At 51.9% G+C, this 18,436-nt stretch carries 12 protein-coding genes and 1 riboswitch; of the genes, 6 read left to right on the forward strand and 6 right to left on the reverse strand.

Going from position 1 to position 18,436, the window contains the following annotated elements; translation table 11 throughout:
• The 4 genes from JRI95_11010 to lgt form a co-directional block, all read left to right on the forward strand.
• The coding region (locus tag JRI95_11010) for a hypothetical protein (GenBank protein MBW2062076.1) at nucleotides 1-369 on the forward strand (369 nt) is incomplete at its 5' end.
• A gap of 533 nt (nucleotides 370-902) precedes the next feature.
• Nucleotides 903-3,677: an isoleucine--tRNA ligase gene (gene ileS / locus JRI95_11015; GenBank protein ID MBW2062077.1), complete on the forward strand. Its 2,775-nt coding sequence runs from the start codon at nucleotides 903-905 to the stop codon at nucleotides 3,675-3,677.
• A 6-nt stretch (nucleotides 3,678-3,683) separates the two neighbouring features.
• The gene (gene lspA / locus JRI95_11020; protein MBW2062078.1) at nucleotides 3,684-4,157 is read left to right on the forward strand and encodes a signal peptidase II; all 474 of its coding nucleotides are present in this window, start codon (nucleotides 3,684-3,686) and stop codon (nucleotides 4,155-4,157) included.
• Nucleotides 4,158-4,160: 3 nt separating this feature from the next.
• Nucleotides 4,161-4,934, forward strand: coding sequence for a prolipoprotein diacylglyceryl transferase (gene lgt / locus JRI95_11025; GenBank protein ID MBW2062079.1), 774 nt, complete (start codon nucleotides 4,161-4,163; stop codon nucleotides 4,932-4,934).
• 255 nt (nucleotides 4,935-5,189) lie between these two features.
• Here lgt and cytX read toward each other — a convergent pair whose 3' ends face one another.
• Nucleotides 5,190-6,479 (reverse strand): putative hydroxymethylpyrimidine transporter CytX, encoded by a 1,290-nt coding sequence (cytX, locus tag JRI95_11030; protein MBW2062080.1) that lies wholly within the window; start codon nucleotides 6,477-6,479, stop codon nucleotides 5,190-5,192.
• Between the two features lie 119 nt (nucleotides 6,480-6,598).
• The gene (locus JRI95_11035; GenBank protein MBW2062081.1) at nucleotides 6,599-7,372 is read right to left on the reverse strand and encodes a thiazole biosynthesis protein; all 774 of its coding nucleotides are present in this window, start codon (nucleotides 7,370-7,372) and stop codon (nucleotides 6,599-6,601) included.
• Nucleotides 7,373-7,578: 206 nt separating this feature from the next.
• Nucleotides 7,579-7,681, reverse strand: a riboswitch (TPP riboswitch).
• 409 nt (nucleotides 7,682-8,090) lie between these two features.
• Between JRI95_11035 and JRI95_11040 the strand changes: the two genes are divergently transcribed.
• Both JRI95_11040 and JRI95_11045 read left to right on the forward strand, forming a co-directional pair.
• Entirely contained in the window at nucleotides 8,091-9,407 is a 1,317-nt protein-coding gene (locus JRI95_11040; protein MBW2062082.1) for an MFS transporter, read from the forward strand.
• Between the two features lie 232 nt (nucleotides 9,408-9,639).
• Nucleotides 9,640-11,046, forward strand: coding sequence for a CoA-binding protein (locus JRI95_11045; GenBank protein MBW2062083.1), 1,407 nt, complete (start codon nucleotides 9,640-9,642; stop codon nucleotides 11,044-11,046).
• Nucleotides 11,047-11,190: 144 nt separating this feature from the next.
• Here the strand turns inward: JRI95_11045 and JRI95_11050 are convergent, their stop codons facing one another.
• From JRI95_11050 to JRI95_11065, 4 genes are all read right to left on the reverse strand, one after another.
• Nucleotides 11,191-12,144: an MBL fold metallo-hydrolase gene (locus JRI95_11050; GenBank protein MBW2062084.1), complete on the reverse strand. Its 954-nt coding sequence runs from the start codon at nucleotides 12,142-12,144 to the stop codon at nucleotides 11,191-11,193.
• Between the two features lie 156 nt (nucleotides 12,145-12,300).
• A complete protein-coding gene (locus JRI95_11055) occupies nucleotides 12,301-13,581 on the reverse strand; it encodes an MFS transporter (GenBank protein ID MBW2062085.1) in 1,281 nt (426 codons plus the stop codon).
• Nucleotides 13,582-13,973: 392 nt separating this feature from the next.
• Nucleotides 13,974-16,304 carry a Flp pilus assembly complex ATPase component TadA gene (tadA, locus tag JRI95_11060; protein ID MBW2062086.1) on the reverse strand — a complete coding sequence of 777 codons (2,331 nt, stop codon included), beginning with the start codon at nucleotides 16,302-16,304 and terminating at the stop codon, nucleotides 13,974-13,976.
• A 16-nt stretch (nucleotides 16,305-16,320) separates the two neighbouring features.
• Complete coding sequence (locus tag JRI95_11065) at nucleotides 16,321-17,841, reverse strand: response regulator (protein MBW2062087.1); 1,521 nt, start codon at nucleotides 17,839-17,841, stop codon at nucleotides 16,321-16,323.
• Between the last annotated feature and the right edge of the window lie 595 nt (nucleotides 17,842-18,436).

Here is an 18,436-nt window from a genome sequence, read left to right on the forward strand (position 1 = left end):
ATCACTTTTCGGACCGGATTTCAATTTGAGTATGACGACCCGCGGGAAGATACCTCACCCAATTATCATCTCTATCAGTTCCAGACAGGGCTGACCTTACCTTCCTCTTTCGGTTGCGTGCCCGACATTGGCCTTAAGTACACGTCTGTCAAATACGCGCAGTTTGACCCTTTTGATGTTAGTAAGAAACGTGAAGACATTAGATGGGATATAACCATAAGAATAAGCCGGCGCATTACAGATAGTATCCAGATCATGTTTTTGTGGACTCATACCTTAAATGACTCCAACCTTAAAGTAGCCGGCGATGTTGATCCCTACGAGTTTACGCGTAATGTATGCACCTTCCTTATTTCCGGGACGTTCTGAGGTTCCGGCAAAGGGTTGGCCGGGCCAGTTCATTAGGAGTGTTGACTTAAAGTGGCTCAGAAAATAATATGCAAGATATGAAAGAATAGGTCTTGACAACCATCAAAGAGGATGCTATCCGAAAATACAGGGAAATTGAAGAATGACACGGTGTCTGCAAATAGTCCTTCTTAGTATTATCGGGGTAATTATCCCCCGAAGGCGGGGAGGTTTGTAGCCGTTTTTTACTATTGCGACTCAACCGGCCCCGCCTTTATGGCGGGGCCGGTTTTTTATGTGCGCCTCGCTTGTTCCCCGGGATATCTCAACCAGGATATCCGGGTCGTCCCGGCGTCTGAGGACACCCCCTCAGTAAGACCGGGATTCTCCGGCTGAACAAAGGCCGGAGCCGGAGGAGGGTCTCTCTGGCAGCAGGAAAGAGAGGCCCTCCTCCTAAAAATCCCTGACTCAAGTTCTCAAAACACTTGACATCAGGGGGCTAGATTTTATGATAAAAATTCATGATAAAAAGCCTGAAGTGTTGGAGGATGCAAATGGATTACAAGGGGACTCTGAACCTACCTCGCACCAGCTTTCCAATGAAGGCCAGCCTGCCCAAACGGGAGCCGGATATCCTGGCCCGATGGGAAGAAACGGGTCTGTATGAAAAAATCAGAAAGCGCAGCCGCGGGCGGCCCCAGTTCGTTCTTCACGACGGCCCCCCCTATGCCAACGGCCCTATTCATTTAGGTACGGCCCTTAATAAAATCCTTAAGGATATAGTCATCAAGTCCCGGGAAATGATGGGCTTTGACTGCCCGTATGTTCCTGGCTGGGACTGCCACGGTCTGCCCATTGAACATCAGGTTGATCTGGAGCTCGGATCGAAAAAAAGCGAAATCTCTCAGCTCGCAATGCGCAGGCTCTGCCGCGAATATGCTGAAAAGTACATCGAGATCCAGCGCGATCAATTCAAACGTTTGGGGACGCTGGGTGAATGGGACAACCCTTATCTGACGATGAACCCTGAGTATGAGGCCATAATCGCTCGCGAGCTGGGCAAGTTTGCGCTGGGAGGAAACATCTACAAAAGTCAGAGGCCCATATACTGGTGCGCCTCCTGCCAGACAGCCCTGGCCGAGGCCGAGGTTGAGTACGACGACCACACCTCACCCTCGATATATGTCAAGTTCAAGCTTATGAATCCGCCTGAAAGTCTCCATCCGGCCTTGGGGGGTGAGGAAGTCTATTTTGTCATCTGGACGACCACACCCTGGACCATCCCGGCCAATCTGGCTATTGCGTTGAATCCTGACCTGGAGTACGTGGCGGTCAAAGCTCAAGATGAAGTCTATATCCTGGCCAGGGGGCTCGTGGTTGAGTTCATGCTCAACCTCGGGATAAAGGAGTATAAAGTGGTGGCCGAGCTTGATCCCCGGAAGCTGGAGGGCCTCAAGTGCCGCCATCCCCTTTATGATCGGGAGTCCATCATCGTCCTGGGCGCCCACGTCACCCTCGAGCAAGGTACGGGCTGCGTCCATACCGCTCCGGGGCACGGCCGGGAGGACTTTGAGATCGGTCAGGAGTATCACCTCAAGACATACTCGCCGGTGGATGATGAGGGACGCTTCACTGCGGACGTGGAGTTCTTTGCAGGGCAGTTCGTCTTTGACGCCAATGAGCCGGTCAACGAAAAGCTGAAAGAGGTCGGGGCCCTCCTGGCCCGGGAAGAGATTACCCACCAGTACCCTCATTGCTGGCGCTGTAAGAACCCGATCATCTTTCGCGCCACCGAACAATGGTTCATCTCCATGCAAAAGAACGACCTCAGGGAAAAGGCCCTCAAATGTATTGATCAGGTGCGCTGGATTCCCCACTGGGGTCATGACCGTATCCATCTCATGATTGAAAACCGGCCTGACTGGTGCATCTCCCGCCAGAGGTCCTGGGGGGTGCCGATTACGATCTTCTACTGCGATGAGTGCGGTCAATGGCTCATTGACCAGGAAATCATGGACCATGTGGTGGCCCTCTTCGAGCGTGAGGGGGCGGACGCCTGGTTTACTCAGCCGGTTGAGAAGCTGCTGCCAGAAGGAACGACCTGCCCGCAATGTGGAAGCCAGAGATTCAGAAAGGAGACGGATATCCTGGATGTCTGGTTCGATTCAGGGGTCAGCTATGCCGGCACCCTGGAGGTCCGGGATTATCTTCCGGATCAGGCCGATTTATATCTTGAAGGCAGCGACCAGCACCGGGGATGGTTCAATTCCAGCTTGCTCGCTTCAGTCGGCACCCGGGATCGCGCCCCGTATCACAGTGTCCTGACCCATGGCTACGTCGTGGACGGTGACGGCCGAAAACTGTCCAAATCCCGAGGCAGCATCGCCACGCCATACGTTGAGAAGTACGGGGCCGAAATCCTCAGGTTATGGACCGCCTCGGAAAACTTTCAGGATGATATACGCATCTCCGATGAGATCCTAGACATGCTCTCAAAGTCCTATTTCAACATTCGCAATACCTGCCGCTTCATCCTGGGCAACATCTCCGACTTCGATCCGGCCAATGATATGGTGCCTCCGGCCAAACTGCCCGAAATAGACCGGCTGACCCTGCATCGCCTTCAGAGTTTGGTGCGAAAATCCAGAGCGGCCTACGAGGCGTTTGAATTTTATACTATCTACCATGCCCTGAATAACTTCTGCGCCGTGGACCTGTCCGCCTTTTACCATGACGTTCTCAAGGACCGCCTTTACACCTCACCGGCCAAGTCCAAACCCCGACGCGCCGCCCAGACGGCCATGTTTACGGTTCTGGAGACCATGGTCCGGTTGATGGCCCCCATTCTGGCCTTCACTGCCGAGGAGGTCTGGGGGCATATCCCTGATTTTCATGGCAAGACCGAGAGTGTTCATCTGACGGACATGCCTGAAGAAGAAAAGGTCCTGGTTGATAATAAGCTGGCCGGGAGGTGGGACCGGCTTCTGGATGTTCGTTCTCAGGTGACGCGAGTCCTTGAAGAGGCCCGCCGGGAAAAGATCGTGGGCCATTCTCTCGATGCTGTGGTAACCCTGTACGCTGATGATGAACTCCATGACTTTCTGACTCCTTACGCAGAAAGCCTGCGTGAGATATTCATCGTGAGCCAAGCGGAATTAATACGAGGCAAGCCTCAGGATGAGGCCAAGGCTACGGACCTGGCCGGGCTGGCCCTGGCCGTTTCCGCCTCAGAAGCCGCTAAATGCGAGCGGTGCTGGATCCATGACGAGAGTGTGGGTGCTGACCATCCGGGCATCTGCCAGCGCTGCTACCAGATCGTGAAGGCCTGAGCAGACATGGGCAAATGGCCGCGCCTGGCCTTGGTGAGCGGAGGGCTGATCCTGGCGGACCAGCTCACCAAGCTGGTCGCCACGAAGTGGTTGGAACAGGCAGGAGACAGCATAAAGATAATCCCCGGCCTCTTCGACCTGACTTATGTCCTGAATACCGGCGTGGCCTTTGGGCTCATGTCAGGGAATATGTCCGCTTTTCAAACCTTGCTCCTGATCGGACTGACCTTGCTGGTCCTGGCCCTTATCCTGATCCTGATTCATAAAACTAGCCCGGAGAAAAAACTCCTGCTGGGAGGGTTGTCCCTGGTCAGCGGCGGGGCCCTGGCCAACCTCGCCGACCGCGTTCGCCTCGGAGCGGTCGTGGATTTCCTGGACTTTCACCTGGGTTCAGCCTACTGGCCGGTCTTTAATCTGGCAGACACCGGAATCACCATCGGCACCATTCTGATTCTTGTGGCCTTCTGGATGGACCGATAGTCTATGTTCCCGATTTTATTAAAGATCGGCCCCGTAGCCATCTCCAGTTACGGCATACTGGCAGCCCTTGGTTTTATACTGGGACTGATCTGGGTCGTGCGCCAGGCAAAAAAAGACGGCCTAAGTTCAGAGGCCATTGCGGACCTGTCTTTTTACCTTGCTTTAAGCGGTGTTATCGGCGCTCGAATCTTCTATCTTCTTATCTCCTGGGATAGTTACGCGTCAAGTTTCCTTGATATATTTAAAATCTGGCAGGGCGGCCTCGTCTTTTACGGGGGCCTGGCCACGGCGGTTGTCGTCTTCATCATTTACACTCGCCGTAAAGGCATGCCTCTGTGGGAGACAGCGGATTTGTTTGCGCCCGGACTGGCCCTGGCTCAGGGCGTCGGCCGCCTGGGGTGTTTCGCTGCCGGCTGCTGTTATGGCCGACCGTCAAATCTGCCTTGGGCCGTTACCTTCAGCCATCCGCAATCCCTGGCCTTTCCCCAGGGTGTCCCTCTTCACCCGGCTCAACTCTATTCGGCCTTTTCATTATTCGGTCTGTTCGGGCTGCTGATTTTATTAAAAAAGCGCCGGGTCTTTGCCGGTCAAATCTTTTTCACCTATGCCTTGCTCCACGGTTTGATCCGCTTCGTTCTAGAATATTTCCGCAGTGACTTCCGGGGAGCGGGGCCTTTTGGGATTCTGACCTCGACCCAGGCAGCGGCCCTGCTGATCGTTATCATTTCCCCGATTATGCTGGTTTATCTTTACCAGAAGCACAGAGCGCCTGCATAAAAAAAGGCAGGGCCTGGACGGCAAGCCGATCGTTTAACGAATCACTTATTGATGGCGATGAAAAGATCTAGACTCTCGCTTCCAGGCCCTGCCCTGGAGCGTGTTTCGAGAGGCCCTGCCTCCCACTACGGGTGATGATTATCTTAAGCAGGAGACTTAGAACTTAAACATGATTTGAGGCAGAGTCTCAAACTTCAACAAGAACATGTATCGTTGTGTTTTAAAAAAAACGTTTTCACCCAGGCCATTGGAATATTATACGTTATTTTCTGCTGGATACTCTTTTCCTCTGAAACCCCTGGTCACTAGGAGGTATATCAGCGCTGCTATGAGGAAGCTGGGAATAGCGCCTCCAACCTGCAACTCTCTCCCGAGTTTGAACGTCACGGCTCCAATCGCCCAGCAGGCTATGGCGGTTAGATGGAATCCCCTTGTATACCAGTAGGCGCCTCGCGTAAACAGTGCCTCAGGCAAAAGAACCCGGTTCCGGGTGAAAAAGTAATCCACCAGGACAACCCCGAACAGGGGGCAGAAGATAAAACCGATCGTTTCTAAGAAGTGCGAGTAAGTTTGAGGGTACTCGCCAAAGATAAGAGCGATTATCGTACCAAAAGCGCCACCGAGAATGATCCCTTTTTTCTCCCCCAGCTTTGCGTAGATGTTCAAGGCCGAAACAGACGTGGAGTAGATATCCAGAAAGGTGGTTGTGAAAGTCGAAAAGAGCACGATGATCATGGCCGGCACGACAAGTCCGAAGGAGACCATGAGCTCCAGAACCATCACCTCAGGGGTGTGGGACTGCGTAGCTAAGGCGGCACTCATTCCAATCAGGTACATCCAGGAACTGATAATAAAATATCCGACCCACGTCCCCCAGAAGCTGCCTCGATCTCTTCTGGCATACCTCGAGTAGTCGCAGACCAGAGGGAGCCAGGAGATGGGCATGATGATGACGTAATCGAGGCCCAGCATAAAGGGGAGTTTGCCAGTCGCTTTGATCTCCAGTAAACTCCGAATCCCATACTCCTTGAAGACAATGTAGGTCATAACAAAGCAGAGCATAACCAGGGCCGTGATGGCAACGCGGTGCAGCCATTTCCAGTATTTGTATCCAACCAGAGCCCACACAGTTGTGACGACCCCGAGGACCACGATCCAGAACCTGGGTGTAAGGATTGAAGAATCCTTGGTAAAAGTGGCGGCTGCCTGCCCGCCGATCCAGACCATGACCGCGGTCCAGCCGATGAGCTGAAAGATATTCAGCAGGGCCGGCAGGTAGGAGCCACGAACACCAAAAGCCGGGCGGGTGCCGACCATGCTGGGGATGCCCCACCGGCTGCCGATAAGGCCGCCCAGAGCCAGGGGCGTGTTTCCGATGATGTGTCCCAGGATAATGACAACCAGCCCGGTCATGTAGCCCAGGGGCACCAGAATGCCTCCCGCCCATATCTCAGCCAGAGAAACGGCTGCTCCTGCCCATAAAAGAAAGAAATCGAAGCCATTCAATGTTCTTTGATTTTCTGGAACTGGTTCAATGCCGTTCATGAGTTGCCTCCATTTACTTTAAAAAGAAGATTAAAGACCAAGACCTTGCCAAACCTCATCCCTTTTGATCTCAAGAAAGCGGAGCGACTCCTGGCGACGTTCGAGCTCCGCGGGGTTGTTTAAAGCCTCTCGTTGATTTCCTGAGCCACTTTGCGGCCGGAAAGCAGCATTCCCCCAAAAACAGGACCCATGCGAAAGGAGCCGAAGGTGGCATTGGCCGACATGCCGCAGACATAGACACCAGGGAAGGCTTCCCTGGTGTGGGCCAGGGTATTGGTTTCAGCCACCTCGGCCCACATGGATTTTTCCCCTTCAATCCGGCCGGAGGCGGTCAGAAGATCGGCATCTACTTTCCTTTCAATGATCTTCATAATCTCCACCGGATGGCCCGTGGCCTCGATAACGTACTTGGCGCTGATGGTCAGGGGATCCACGTGCAGGCCGGCCATCTCCACAGTCGCCCAGTTTATGACCAGACCTGTCACTCGATTTTCGCGAATCATGACGTCTTCCACCGAGATGAGGTTAAAAATCCTGGCTCCAGCCTTGACGGCCTTTGAGGTTAGTGTGGAAACGCATTCTATAGAGTCGGCGGTGTAATAGTTTTCGATGTAATGTCTCGTGGTGACGCCCAGTTCCTCCAGGATCGGCCTGGCTTCCTCCTGTACCACGATCTCATTAAACATCATCCCGCCGCCCCACATGCCTCCGCCGACCGAGAGCTTCCGTTCAAAAACGGCCACCTTTCGACCGGCCCTGGCCAGGTCCCAGGCGGCAACCAGGCCGGAGGGCCCTGCACCGGCTATGGCAACATCCAGATCCAGACACTCAATAAACTTCTCGGTGTAACGCTCAATGATAGCCCGTGAAATGACGATCTCGTCCAATTTCATGATAATGCCTCCTTGATGTGCCGTGCTTTCAGGGAAGATACTACGGAGTCTTTATAGCGCCTCGACAGCTTCCCAAACGGCCTGGCGCCCACCATCCGGCGTGTTTTTTTTGAAACACAACCAAAAAAAAATACCGTTTCCACAGATGGAAAACGGCATAAAGATCATCCCCCGGTGCAGACACGGTGGGGTATTCGGCCTGACAGCCTCATCTTCTGCCGCTTCCCTTCGCTGGTATTATCCAGATCAGGTTCAAAGGGTTACCGGATCAAATTCCGGGTTCTCAGTAAACCGCCCCCAGCGACTCAAAAACTATAGCATTTACGATGAGGAAGGTAAAGGAGTTTATTGAACCGGTGTGATTTTTTTGCCAGCTGACCAGGATCAACTCCGGCCGTGAAATAAACCTACTGATTGATTTAATACCGCGAAGTATCGCGGATTTGGAATAATCCCTGAATAGAAATGACTCTAACACTGAGCTTTTACAGCCTCTTGAAGCGAAGGCCGGTTACAGGGATGAAAAAATTTGCTTTTATGCGGCGGTTCTGATACTAAGAGCCAAATTACGTTAATATACTGAGTTATGAACGACCCTGTGCGTTGAAACCAAGACTGAAAGGGTTATGCAGGCCAGGGGGCGGGAAAGCTACGGGTATCATGGCATCATTTACGGCCGGGTCTTAGTCTGCCGCTGACATTTCTCGGATCAAATTTCATGGAAAATGTAGACATAACTGAAGAAAAGCTTTACCGAAGAATAACCAACGCCTGGTGTATGTATGACTGGGCCAATTCGGCTTTTGCCACGACCATCATGGCGGCGGTCTTTCCGCCTTTTTACCGGTCCCTGGTCACTTCGGCCGGGCTGGCGGAAAGCACGGCCACCGCTTACTGGGGCTACACCACCTCCATCGCCCTGCTGGTCATTGCGCTCGCCGCTCCGGGACTTGGAGCCATTGCGGACTATACGGGCGGTAAAAAAAGGTATGTTGCCTTTTTCGCCGGCCTGGGGGTTCTTTGCACGGCCGCCTTTGTCTATATCGGCACCGACACCTGGCTTCTGGCCTCGCTCCTTTTCATCGGCGGTAACGTCGGTTTCGCCGGGGCCAATATCTTTTATGAATCCCTGCTGCCTCATATCGCGACCAAAGGCGACATTGACCAGGTTTCGACCAAGGGCTATGCGCTCGGTTATGTAGGCGGCGGTATCTTGCTGACAATTAATGTCATGTGGGTCATGAAGCCCGAGTGGTTTGGTATGCCTGACACGGGCTTCGCTCTGCGCGCCTCCTTTTTCAGCGTCGCGGTCTGGTGGGCCTTCTTTTCCTTCCCTCTTTTCCGGCGTGTGCCCGAACCGCCTGCCCTTAAAGAAGGGCGACCCGGACTCAATCCCGTAAGGCAGGGGTTCTCTCAGTTGGCCTCCACCTTTCGCGAAATCAAACGTTACAAACAGCTGCTTATCTTTCTCATCGCTTTCTGGATTTACAACGATGGCATCGGCACCATCATCAAAATGGCCACTGCCTATGGCAGTGAGATCGGCATCGGTATGACACATTTGATCGTCGCCCTCATCATCACTCAGTTCGTGGGCATCCCTTTTTCCTTCCTCTTCGGGTCCCTGGCCAAATGGCTGGGCGCCAAGCGGTCCATTTATCTGGCCCTAGCTGTCTATACCTGTATCTGTATTGCGGGCTACTTCATGAAGACGGCCACCCATTTCTATATCCTTGCCTTTCTGGTGGGCACGGTTCAGGGAGGCAGCCAGGCCCTGAGCCGGTCTCTCTACGCATCCATGGTCCCTAGGCACATGGCCGCGGAATTTTTCGGCTTTTACAGCACCAGCTCCAAGTTTGCCGGTATTGCCGGGCCTCTCCTCTTTGCCATCCTCAGCCAGGTCACCGGCCAGAGCCGTTTGAGCATCATCGCTCTGATCATCTTTTTCATCGTCGGCGCGATTTTGCTTACTCAGATGGATGAGAAGGAGGGCGTTCGCGTTGCCCGGGAAGCAGAGGCCCTAGCCGAGGGATAGACTCCGCCCGCTTTTCATTTTAAAAACCGATCGTCATTAACCCATGAGATGAGGACGGCGGTTTTCTCCAGCCCCTGATCCAGGGCTTTGTCGGCCCTCATTCAGTGATCATTAGACGGGGTGGCCTGAGATGTTGTATGATGAGATGGGTTTGTTTTTTGCTGAGGGGTTTGGTAAGAAAAGCATGCCCATCTTTGAGTTGTGTGGGCTTAGACCGAACAAGGAGAATTAAATGTCAGCAAGCATTGTCGAGCAGCTTGATCCCATATTCAGGCCAGAATCCTTTGCCGTAATCGGGGCGAGTAAAAATCCGGCCAAGTGGGGCGGCCGGGTGGTAAGCCAGGCGCTGTTTTCTGATTTTCGAGGCAGGATCTATCCGGTAAACCCCAGGGAGAAGGAAATTTTCGGGCTCAAGACTTATCCTGACGTGCTCGAAATACCCGATGATATTGATATGGCTGTTTTCACCGTGCCCGCCATTCACATGCCTAAGGTGATGGAAAGCTGCGTTAAAAAAGGGATCAAGGGCGGCATCATCATTTCGGCTGATTTTGCTGAAACCGGAGAAACAGGCAAGGCCCTTGAGGAGGAGACGGTGCGGATCGCCCGCGTCGGAGGGCTCAGGTTCGTTGGCCCCAATGGCAACGGAATATGGACCTCAGCCGTGGGCTTGAACATCTCTCCGATCCCCAAGCCGCCACCCGGTCCCCTGGCCTTTATCAGTCAGAGCGGTACCTTCCTGGGCGTGGTGGCACGGGACGCCCTGAACAAAGGGTTCGGTCTGAGCAAGTTCATCAGTATCGGCAACCAGGCCGACCTGACGGCCACGGATTATCTTGAATATCTCGCCCAGGATAAGGACACCAAAGTCATCGCTGTATACATGGAAGGATTCAAGGACGGCCGCCGATTCTTTCAGATGGCCAAAAAAGTTTCTAAGATCAAGCCCATCCTGATCTTTAAGGGCGGCACTTCGGCCTCAGGCGCCAGGGCGACCATGTCGCATACCGCCTCCATCGCCGGCGCGGACAAGGTCTTCGACGCCATGTGCCACCAGGCCGGACTCATAAGGGTCTCCGAGCTTGAGCACCTTTTCATCATGGCCGAGGCCTTAACCAGTCAGCCCTTACCTCAAGGACACAGGATCGCTGTCATCGGCACCGGTGGGCAGGGGGTGACCACCGTGGATTTCCTGGTCTCCCTGGGGCTCGAGGTTCCCGAGTTTCAGGAAGCGGATCAGCATAAGCTTAAAGAGGTCATGCCCCCACACGCCCCTGTTCCCAAAAACCCGGTTGACTTCGCCGCTGGCAACATGGAAGCCAAGGATGAAGTGCATGTTATAGAAATGCTGGCCTCGCTGGATTATATAGATGGAATCGTCACCAGTTTGCCATTGGACAGAAGTTATCGAGCCCTGTCGGTTGCTGAGCGGAAAAAGGCCTTGATCACGGCAGCGGATACCTTGGGCCGAATCCCTGAGAAATACGGGAAACCGATCATTACCCAGAAATGGTTTGTGCCCGAGACCATTCTTGACGTTATCCAGAGCGCTAAGATTCCGATGTATGAATCCTCTACAGATTGCGCTCGTGCCATGGCTGCGCTGGTGAAATATGCTGAGATCAAGAACAGGCCTTAACAAGGCCCGAAAAAGACGTCCAGAGACCTATAGGAAGAGGCAGATTACTGGATTAGGTCGCGAAAACGCAGGTTGAGGCGTCAGGGTAAAGAGATGAACCCTGATTGCATTGGAAAAAAAGAGATCCTTTGTTCCTGAGCATTTTTAGGCCGCAAAGATCATTTTCGTCCCGGCCATGTTAAAAAGAAATCTATCCGGCATCTCTTTTTCAATATGCATAATAGCCTTTCGGCCCGTGCAGTGAGTCGGCGCCACAAAATCCGGGTTTAGCTGCTTCAGAGCCTCGGTGGTTGGCTCCAGGACAGGATCAAAAAAGGGCGAAGGCAGATGAAAGCCGCCCATGATGGCAAAGACCTTATCCTGGCCCGTCTGCTCCCTGGCATAGTTTACCGTATTGATGATACCGGAATGCGCACACCCGGTCAGGACTACCAGTCCTTTATGCCTGACATTAAAGACGATAGCCGTATCCTCTTCGACCGTATCTATTTTCTCCTCCCCTTTTTCCTCATAAAAGCGATTTGCATCTCCTTTTTCAAAACCAGTCCGCCTCGGGACCGCGCCCAAAAAAAGAACGGAGTTCTCAAGGAGCGGATACGGTGTTTCTGTTTCTGTCAAAAGACATCCCGCGGCTTCAACTGCATCCCGAGATAAACTAGGGGCATAAAATTTATTATCCCCGGAGACCTTCCTGTATCGGGGGGCCCTGAAGGCAGCGGGATGCACCACAAACTCAAGATTGGTTCTGCCTACAAGCCTGGCAAGCTGCCTCAGCCCGCTATAATGATCCATATGACCGTGGGAAAGAGCCAGGGCTTCGACCTGGGTCAAGTTCACCTCCAGGGCCTCCGCGTTATAAGCCGCGCCAAATTCGGAAAACCCGAAGTCAAAAAGCATGCTGCGGGATTTCTCCCCTTTGAAGACGGTCACAAAAGTTGAAAAACCGTGCTCAGCGATAATGCTGTTGACCTCGCCAGACTGTTTGACCGGCCTGGCCCTTTTCAGCACCTCGGTATCGTCCCGGGTGGTGAGGTCAATACAGTTGTCCTGAAGTGTTAGAATCTCCACTCTGTCTAGTTCATTAATAGGCGTAATCATGATTGATCCCCCTGAGACATCTTTAGTGATCGGATTTAATCTGGTTCGTTTCTGCGGGCATTGCTGTATATCTGTTTATTTTTTATTTACCACGGGAAGATATTACCGGATATGATAACCTTGGTACAGTTTTTTATGAGATGATGAAGCAGAGTCTCAAACATTGGGATACGGTTTTGGTTTGCCTGCCAGGAAGATAGTTAAGATTGCAGTTAGATAGATGCCGATATATATTATCAAGGCGTAATGATAGCTGCCCAGGCGATCATAAATCAACCCGGAGATCAAAGCGCCGCCGGAACATCCCAGAGCCTCAACCAAGGACACGACACCTATAAGCACTCCAAAAGCGGCCAGGCCGAAGAAGTGACCGACCACCAGAGGCACAAGAACAACGACCCCTCCCATGGCGAAGCCGAAGACCGCCACGTAAACCCAGATCATGGCCATATTCTGAGCGGTCAAAAGGATGAGAACCCCCACTGCCTGTAGTCCAAAGCATAACATGGCGGCATAATGAAAAGGCAGCATTTCAGTAATCCGGCCGAAACTCAGCTTGCCCAGACCTCCAAAGCCAGCCGTCAATCCCAGAGCGGTCGCGGCCGCCGCCTGCGAGATACCGGCTTCAATAATCAGCGGCACCTGGTGTTGCAAGATCCCCATCTGGGCTAAGGGCGCTAAAAAGAAGGTGGCCGCAATCCAGTAGAAGGCCCTGGTCCGGAGCGCCGCTCGAAACGGCCAGCCATTCTCCTGTGCATCCATTGAAGCCTCCGCAGCCCCTGGAGAGAAATCCAGGGCTTCTGCTGATGCAGGCTCATCACCGTCAGGCCTAAGCCCCAGCTCAGCCGGACTGCTTTTTATCACAAACAGGGCCACAGGCAGGGACACCGCCCAAGTCAACAGCCCCAGGAAAATAAAAGAAATCCTCCAGCTAAAGTAAGAGGTGATCAGACCGACCAATGGCGCCATGACGAGGCCCCCGACAGCGATACCCACCATGGCCATGCCAATGGCTGTACCCCGTCTCCTGACAAACCATCTGGCCAGCAGGCTGCTTACCGGTATAAAGCCTATACCAGCCGTCGTAGCAGACAAGACGGCGTAGGACATATAAAAATACCACAAGGCAGGGGTAAAACTTACCAGAATAAAGGAGGCCCCGGATGCAACAGCAAAAACGGTCATGACCTTTCTCGCCCCATAAGTCTCGGTGATATGACCGATTAAAGGGCCAAGAAGGCCGTGCAGTATCATATAGATGGACATGGTGAATGATATTTCAGTCCGGCTCCACCCAAAATGCTCCTCCAGAGGCTTAATGAAGATACTAAAAGAGTAAAAGCCGGCCCCGGCGTAAAGAAAGAGAAGCACAAAACAGCCCGCCACGATCCATGTGCCGTAAAATATCCCTTTCCCCTGTCTCTCTTGCAGTATCATATATAAATCTTTTTTTATCTTATGCCGTCTTTCTTGGTCCAGCCTTATTAAAGCCAAGCCAGATGCGTGCAGCAACCATTATAGCGTTTTACTTGAAAGGCCTGAGTACGCTCAATCCACTGGTCTTGGAATCAAGACATACCGCCCCTTCAGCCAAGAGTCCCACGGATTTTAAGAACGAAAGGCTTGAATGGTCAAGTTGTTTTTTTTCGGGATCATCAGGAAAAACTCTGGCGGATTTTTTAATTTCATCAAATATCACCCCCAGGGTTTGATATGGATAAGGAGCAGGGTCATGATCACCGCTCTGAGGGTGAACTTAAGGCCAGATGGGAGGAAGGTTTTATTCAGAAAGAAAGAATCTTAAAGGAGAAAGCCAAAGCGTTCTTGTCTCATGAGCCATAAAGTTGAAGCTGCTCCTCATGCTCCAGAAACTCAAGCAACGGGTTTCTTTGCCGGTGCGGCTTTCGTTTTATGAGGAAATCTACATTATTCATCCTTGATCCTGCCGTCTTTTTCTTAAGCTCTGCAAAATGTATACGAACTCCATTCTTGCCATGCATATGGGAACGATTCATATCACCCAGCGATGGCAGAACCTGTGTTTTTGGAGGGATCAACCTGACTGTTTCTTGATGTGGTTGGCTGCCCGAAGCCTCAGTTAGAGCGGCTTTTGAAGATTTACGGGGTTCTTTGCCTTCGCACAAAGCCAGGATTTCTTCAGCCGACCGGCGCGTTTCAACGTCACTCTCATTATGAGGCGCCACCCGAAGCACCTCTTCCAGGGAGGTCATTCCTTTGGTGGCTTTGTAAAAGCCGTCTTCGAGCAAGGAAATGAGCTTGGCCGTCTGACGGGCGATGGTTCTGATGCGAGTCGAAGTCTGACGGGCAAGGATAGCATCCCGGATTTTATCGTTCACTATCAGCAGCTCATGGATGGAGGTGCGCCCCTTAAAACCGGTGTTGTTGCAATGAAGGCATCCCTTGGGCTCATAAAACTGGTGGTTAGCCGGGTTGAGGTCTAGAAGATGATAAGCCGTCAGTGTGCCTTGGTCAGGCACATGAGGTTCTTTACAGAAGGGACAGAGGGTCCTGACCAGACGCTGCGCCAGGACGGAAACCACGGTCGAGGAAATCAGGAAGGTATTGATTCCCATGTCCATTAACCGTAAAAGGGCTCCGGTGGTGTCGTCGGTGTGGAAAGAGCTCAATACCTTGTGACCGGTCAAGGCCGATTGGATCACGGCCTCAGCCGCGGTCTTGTCGCGGATTTCACCCACCATAATCACGTCCGGGTCCTGACGCATCATGGACCTGAGGTAGTCAGTGTAAGTAAGTCCTATTCTGGGGTTGAGCTGCGCCTGGACCAGGCCTTCGATGGAATATTCCACAGGGTCTTCCACGGTGATGATTGATTTATTCGCGTCATTGAGATGGTTAAGCGCCGCATAAAGCGTCGTCGTCTTGCCACAGCCGGTTGGTCCGGTGACAAGGATGACACCGGAAGGATATTCCAGCAATCCTTTGAACCATGCGTCATTGGTTGGACTGAAACCAACCTGATCGAGCTCCACCTGGGTGACGCGCTTGTCCAGAATCCGAATGACCACGTTCTCGCCGTAAACAGAGGCATAGGAGGATATGCGGAGATCCACGTCCCGATTATAAAAACGGGTCAGTAAACGTCCATCCTGATGCCTCCTTCTTTCGGCAATGTCCATTCCGCACAGGGCCTTGATGCGGCTGATAATGGATGGAGTCATAAAGGCGGGCAGATCGGTCTTGTGATGTAAAACTCCATCCAGGCGGTAGCGGATTCTGAGACGGTTCTCCATGGGTTCGATGTGAATATCGCTTGCCTTTTCCAGAATGGCATTGGTGATGAGATAGTTAACGATCTCAACGGCTGTGTCCTGCTCCTCCTCTGAAACATTCTTCTCTCCGATAATTAGGTCTTTCCAGTTTTTCCCCGCGGACTCGCTGTTTGCCTGAAAGCCTAAGAGCTGGTTGAGCCCATGTCTTATTTCCATGGGAGAAGCAATGGCCGGTTCAACCTTCTTGCCATAGATGCGTTCTAATTCACGAATGGTATTCTCGTCCAGGGGATTGGCCATGATGACGACCACTGTATCCCCCTTTTTGAAGGCAGGCACTAGCTGACGGCTCTGAAGAAAGCCGGGTTTGACGGCTTGAAGCAGGTCCTTATCAATGAACTGGATGTTTGGAACAATCTTGGGAACGCCCAATTGAATGCTTAAAGAATTAATCAGAGTTGTTTCCGCGATATGACCCTCACTGATGAGAACCTCCCCGAGCTTCTTGCGCTCTAGTTTGCCCCGCTTCAAGGCAGCGACAAGCTGATCCCTGGTGATTAAGCTAAGGTTGACCAGAAGCACTCCCAGGGGTATGCGTTTTTTATACTTCCTCAGCACGCGGGTCAGATCGTGCCTGGAGAAGAAGTTCATCTTCACACAGATTTCCCCTAAGGGCTGGTAGGCCGTCTGGCTTTTCTGAACCTGGCAGGCTTCCTTAAGCTCCTCCGGGGTCAATAAGCCTTCTCGAACGAATATCTCGCCGATCTTCAGGCGATGAGGAAAATCTATGGATTTATCTTGCTTTTTCTTCGCCCTGGAGTCTGAAGCGGCCTTCCTGGTTAAAGCAGACGGATGGCGCTTCTTTTTCTTACCCGTTTCCGGTTCAAATCCTTTTCTTGCAGTTCTCATGACTTATTCTCTCGCATTACAAGGCAGCCGTATTTCTATTCACCTGGCTGGCTTCAAAGATTTCTTTTCTCTGTATCTTGTCCAGATAGACCACCGGTTTCCTGGTTTTATCCCCGGACCAGGTCTTCTTCGGCTTGGCATGGGCCAGAAAGGCGTCTGGCGTTCGGTCTCGATTCGGGTCAAACTGACAAAGCCCTGTCGCCAGTTCAAGCCTTGCCGAGGGGTTGAGATATTTCGGGAGCTTTTTTGAAAGGAACCTGCAGATTGCCTTCTGAAGCCGCCTGGCTTTATCTGCCCGGGCCGACTTGAAGAGAAAAACAAAAGAGGCCGCGTCACGACGCATTACAACATCCGACTTGGAAGTAACATGCAAGGCAACCTTCCAGAGAAAACGTCTTATGGCCTGAACACGCTGCCTTTCCAGTCCTTTGGTCAGTTCTGCAAACCCGGGAATTTCAATGGTGAAGAGCGTCATGGGAACCCCGGACCGCTTTGATTTCTCAATCTCCCTTTCCAGGCGTTTGATAAAGCCGGCCATGGCCCCCGGGTTTGTGAAGGCGTCGAGCATGGATTGTTCCTGTAACATTTCGTAATAGACTTTTTTCTCCAGAACGTCCTGAATCAAATCCAAGATGTCTTCAAGGATTCTTCGCTCATCCTTGTCCGCATCCTCAAACCCCATGTTATTGAAAGCCAGAACACAGCGGCTTTGGCGACAGTTCTTCTCATGAATATAAAGTTCCTGAATTTCACGGCCGTTTTCTGCAATACTTGGGGCGTTAAGCACAGTTTGATGGATATGTTCTGGCTGAAGGCTTTGTTCAGATCTCTCCTCAAAGCTGTGAAGCATCGCTATCTTGATTTCATCCAGAGTCTTTTGGTCAAACCTCTCTGTTTGATAGAAGAAAACCTCTCCATGATCCTGAAAAGTGAGCAGAGCCACCCCAAGATTAATAGGGAAAAGCGAATCAACGATCCGCATCACGGCCCGGATGAGTCTGTCAAAAGAAACGGCCTTTACATCAATCAGGCCGATCTCGTTCATAATCTCCGCCTTTAAAAGCTCCCGCTCCATGATGGCGTTGCAGTGAGACAGGAGAGAGAGATTCCCTGCATCCGGGATTCTACTCGGGAGCGCCATACTGCGCCGCCTGGGAGTCCCTGGAAATAAAAACTGCCTGACGGCTCTTTCTAAATCAGATTTTTCCAGGGGCCAGCCAAGATAATGATCCGCTCCGGAAGCAAGGCACCAGTATCGCTCCAGGGGCCGCTCTCCGGATCCGGTAAGAATTATGGGAATGGATTGGGCAGATGGTTCAGTTTTCAAGACCCGGCAGCATTGAGCGCCGCTCAATTGCGGCAGGTCCGCCTCTAGTATGATCAGGTCGGGATATTCGTCAAAACATTTTTGAACAACTTCAACCCCGTTGATGCACAGCACCACCTGAAAACCCAGCCCTTCAAGGGTCTTCTTCAAGGAAGGCCTGAAAGACCTGGCAGCCTCACCTAAAAGGATCCTGTGTCTTTGTTGATCCATGATTTTTCCTCTCCCCTTATTTAAGCTTGGTTATGCCGCTTTTTTAACTCCCCCAAAGCACAACCCTGACTATGGATGAAGCAAAAAGAATACCAATTATTAAACGGCTGTGGCTGACGAAAAATCGGGCTCTAAGCAGGGGCCTGAAAGGCGGCGAATCAGCTCCATCGAGTTGGATGGGTGAGGTTGAGCCCAGGAGGTTTGGCAGCCTGATCAAGGCTGGCGCGTCTAACATTGTATGGGGCTAAGGTTGAGAAAGGAAGTGGATACGGTTCAGGCTTCTCAGGATAAGGCCGTAAAGGGGAAGGCTTTAGCTGTTTCAATATTTTAATATAAATAACAGTAATTTAGATCAAATGTAAAACGCTCTTTCATAAAAGGCTTCGGTTTCAGATCTGGCGCATTAAGCCTTTAGATTCAGCTTTTGAGGAAAGAGCTTGCCCATGAATGTGGCTCGCTCAGCTTGGTTTTTTTCCTTTAAATCGGAAGTTCACCCCGATCAAATTGAATAAAGCTAATAATAACGGGTAATTAGTGCCGAAATGGCCTGATAATTGTAGGCATGTAATAAATGATTACATCACACAATAAGCTT

The organism is Deltaproteobacteria bacterium (assembly GCA_019308995.1).
Lineage (GTDB): Bacteria > Desulfobacterota > Desulfarculia > Adiutricales > JAFDHD01 > JAFDHD01.

Excerpts from the sequence above, each read along its gene's own strand:
- tadA (MBW2062086.1), bottom strand. The coding sequence starts at position 16,304 with ATGAGAACTGCAAGAAAAGGATTTGAACCGGAAACGGGTAAGAAAAAG.
- cytX (MBW2062080.1), bottom strand. The coding sequence starts at position 6,479 with ATGAACGGCATTGAACCAGTTCCAGAAAATCAAAGAACATTGAATGGC.
- JRI95_11055 (MBW2062085.1), bottom strand. The coding sequence starts at position 13,581 with ATGATACTGCAAGAGAGACAGGGGAAAGGGATATTTTACGGCACATGG.
- lgt (MBW2062079.1), top strand. The coding sequence starts at position 4,161 with ATGTTCCCGATTTTATTAAAGATCGGCCCCGTAGCCATCTCCAGTTAC.
- JRI95_11035 (MBW2062081.1), bottom strand. The coding sequence starts at position 7,372 with ATGAAATTGGACGAGATCGTCATTTCACGGGCTATCATTGAGCGTTAC.
- ileS (MBW2062077.1), top strand. The coding sequence starts at position 903 with ATGGATTACAAGGGGACTCTGAACCTACCTCGCACCAGCTTTCCAATG.
- JRI95_11050 (MBW2062084.1), bottom strand. The coding sequence starts at position 12,144 with ATGATTACGCCTATTAATGAACTAGACAGAGTGGAGATTCTAACACTT.
- JRI95_11040 (MBW2062082.1), top strand. The coding sequence starts at position 8,091 with ATGGAAAATGTAGACATAACTGAAGAAAAGCTTTACCGAAGAATAACC.
- JRI95_11045 (MBW2062083.1), top strand. The coding sequence starts at position 9,640 with ATGTCAGCAAGCATTGTCGAGCAGCTTGATCCCATATTCAGGCCAGAA.
- lspA (MBW2062078.1), top strand. The coding sequence starts at position 3,684 with ATGGGCAAATGGCCGCGCCTGGCCTTGGTGAGCGGAGGGCTGATCCTG.
- JRI95_11065 (MBW2062087.1), bottom strand. The coding sequence starts at position 17,841 with ATGGATCAACAAAGACACAGGATCCTTTTAGGTGAGGCTGCCAGGTCT.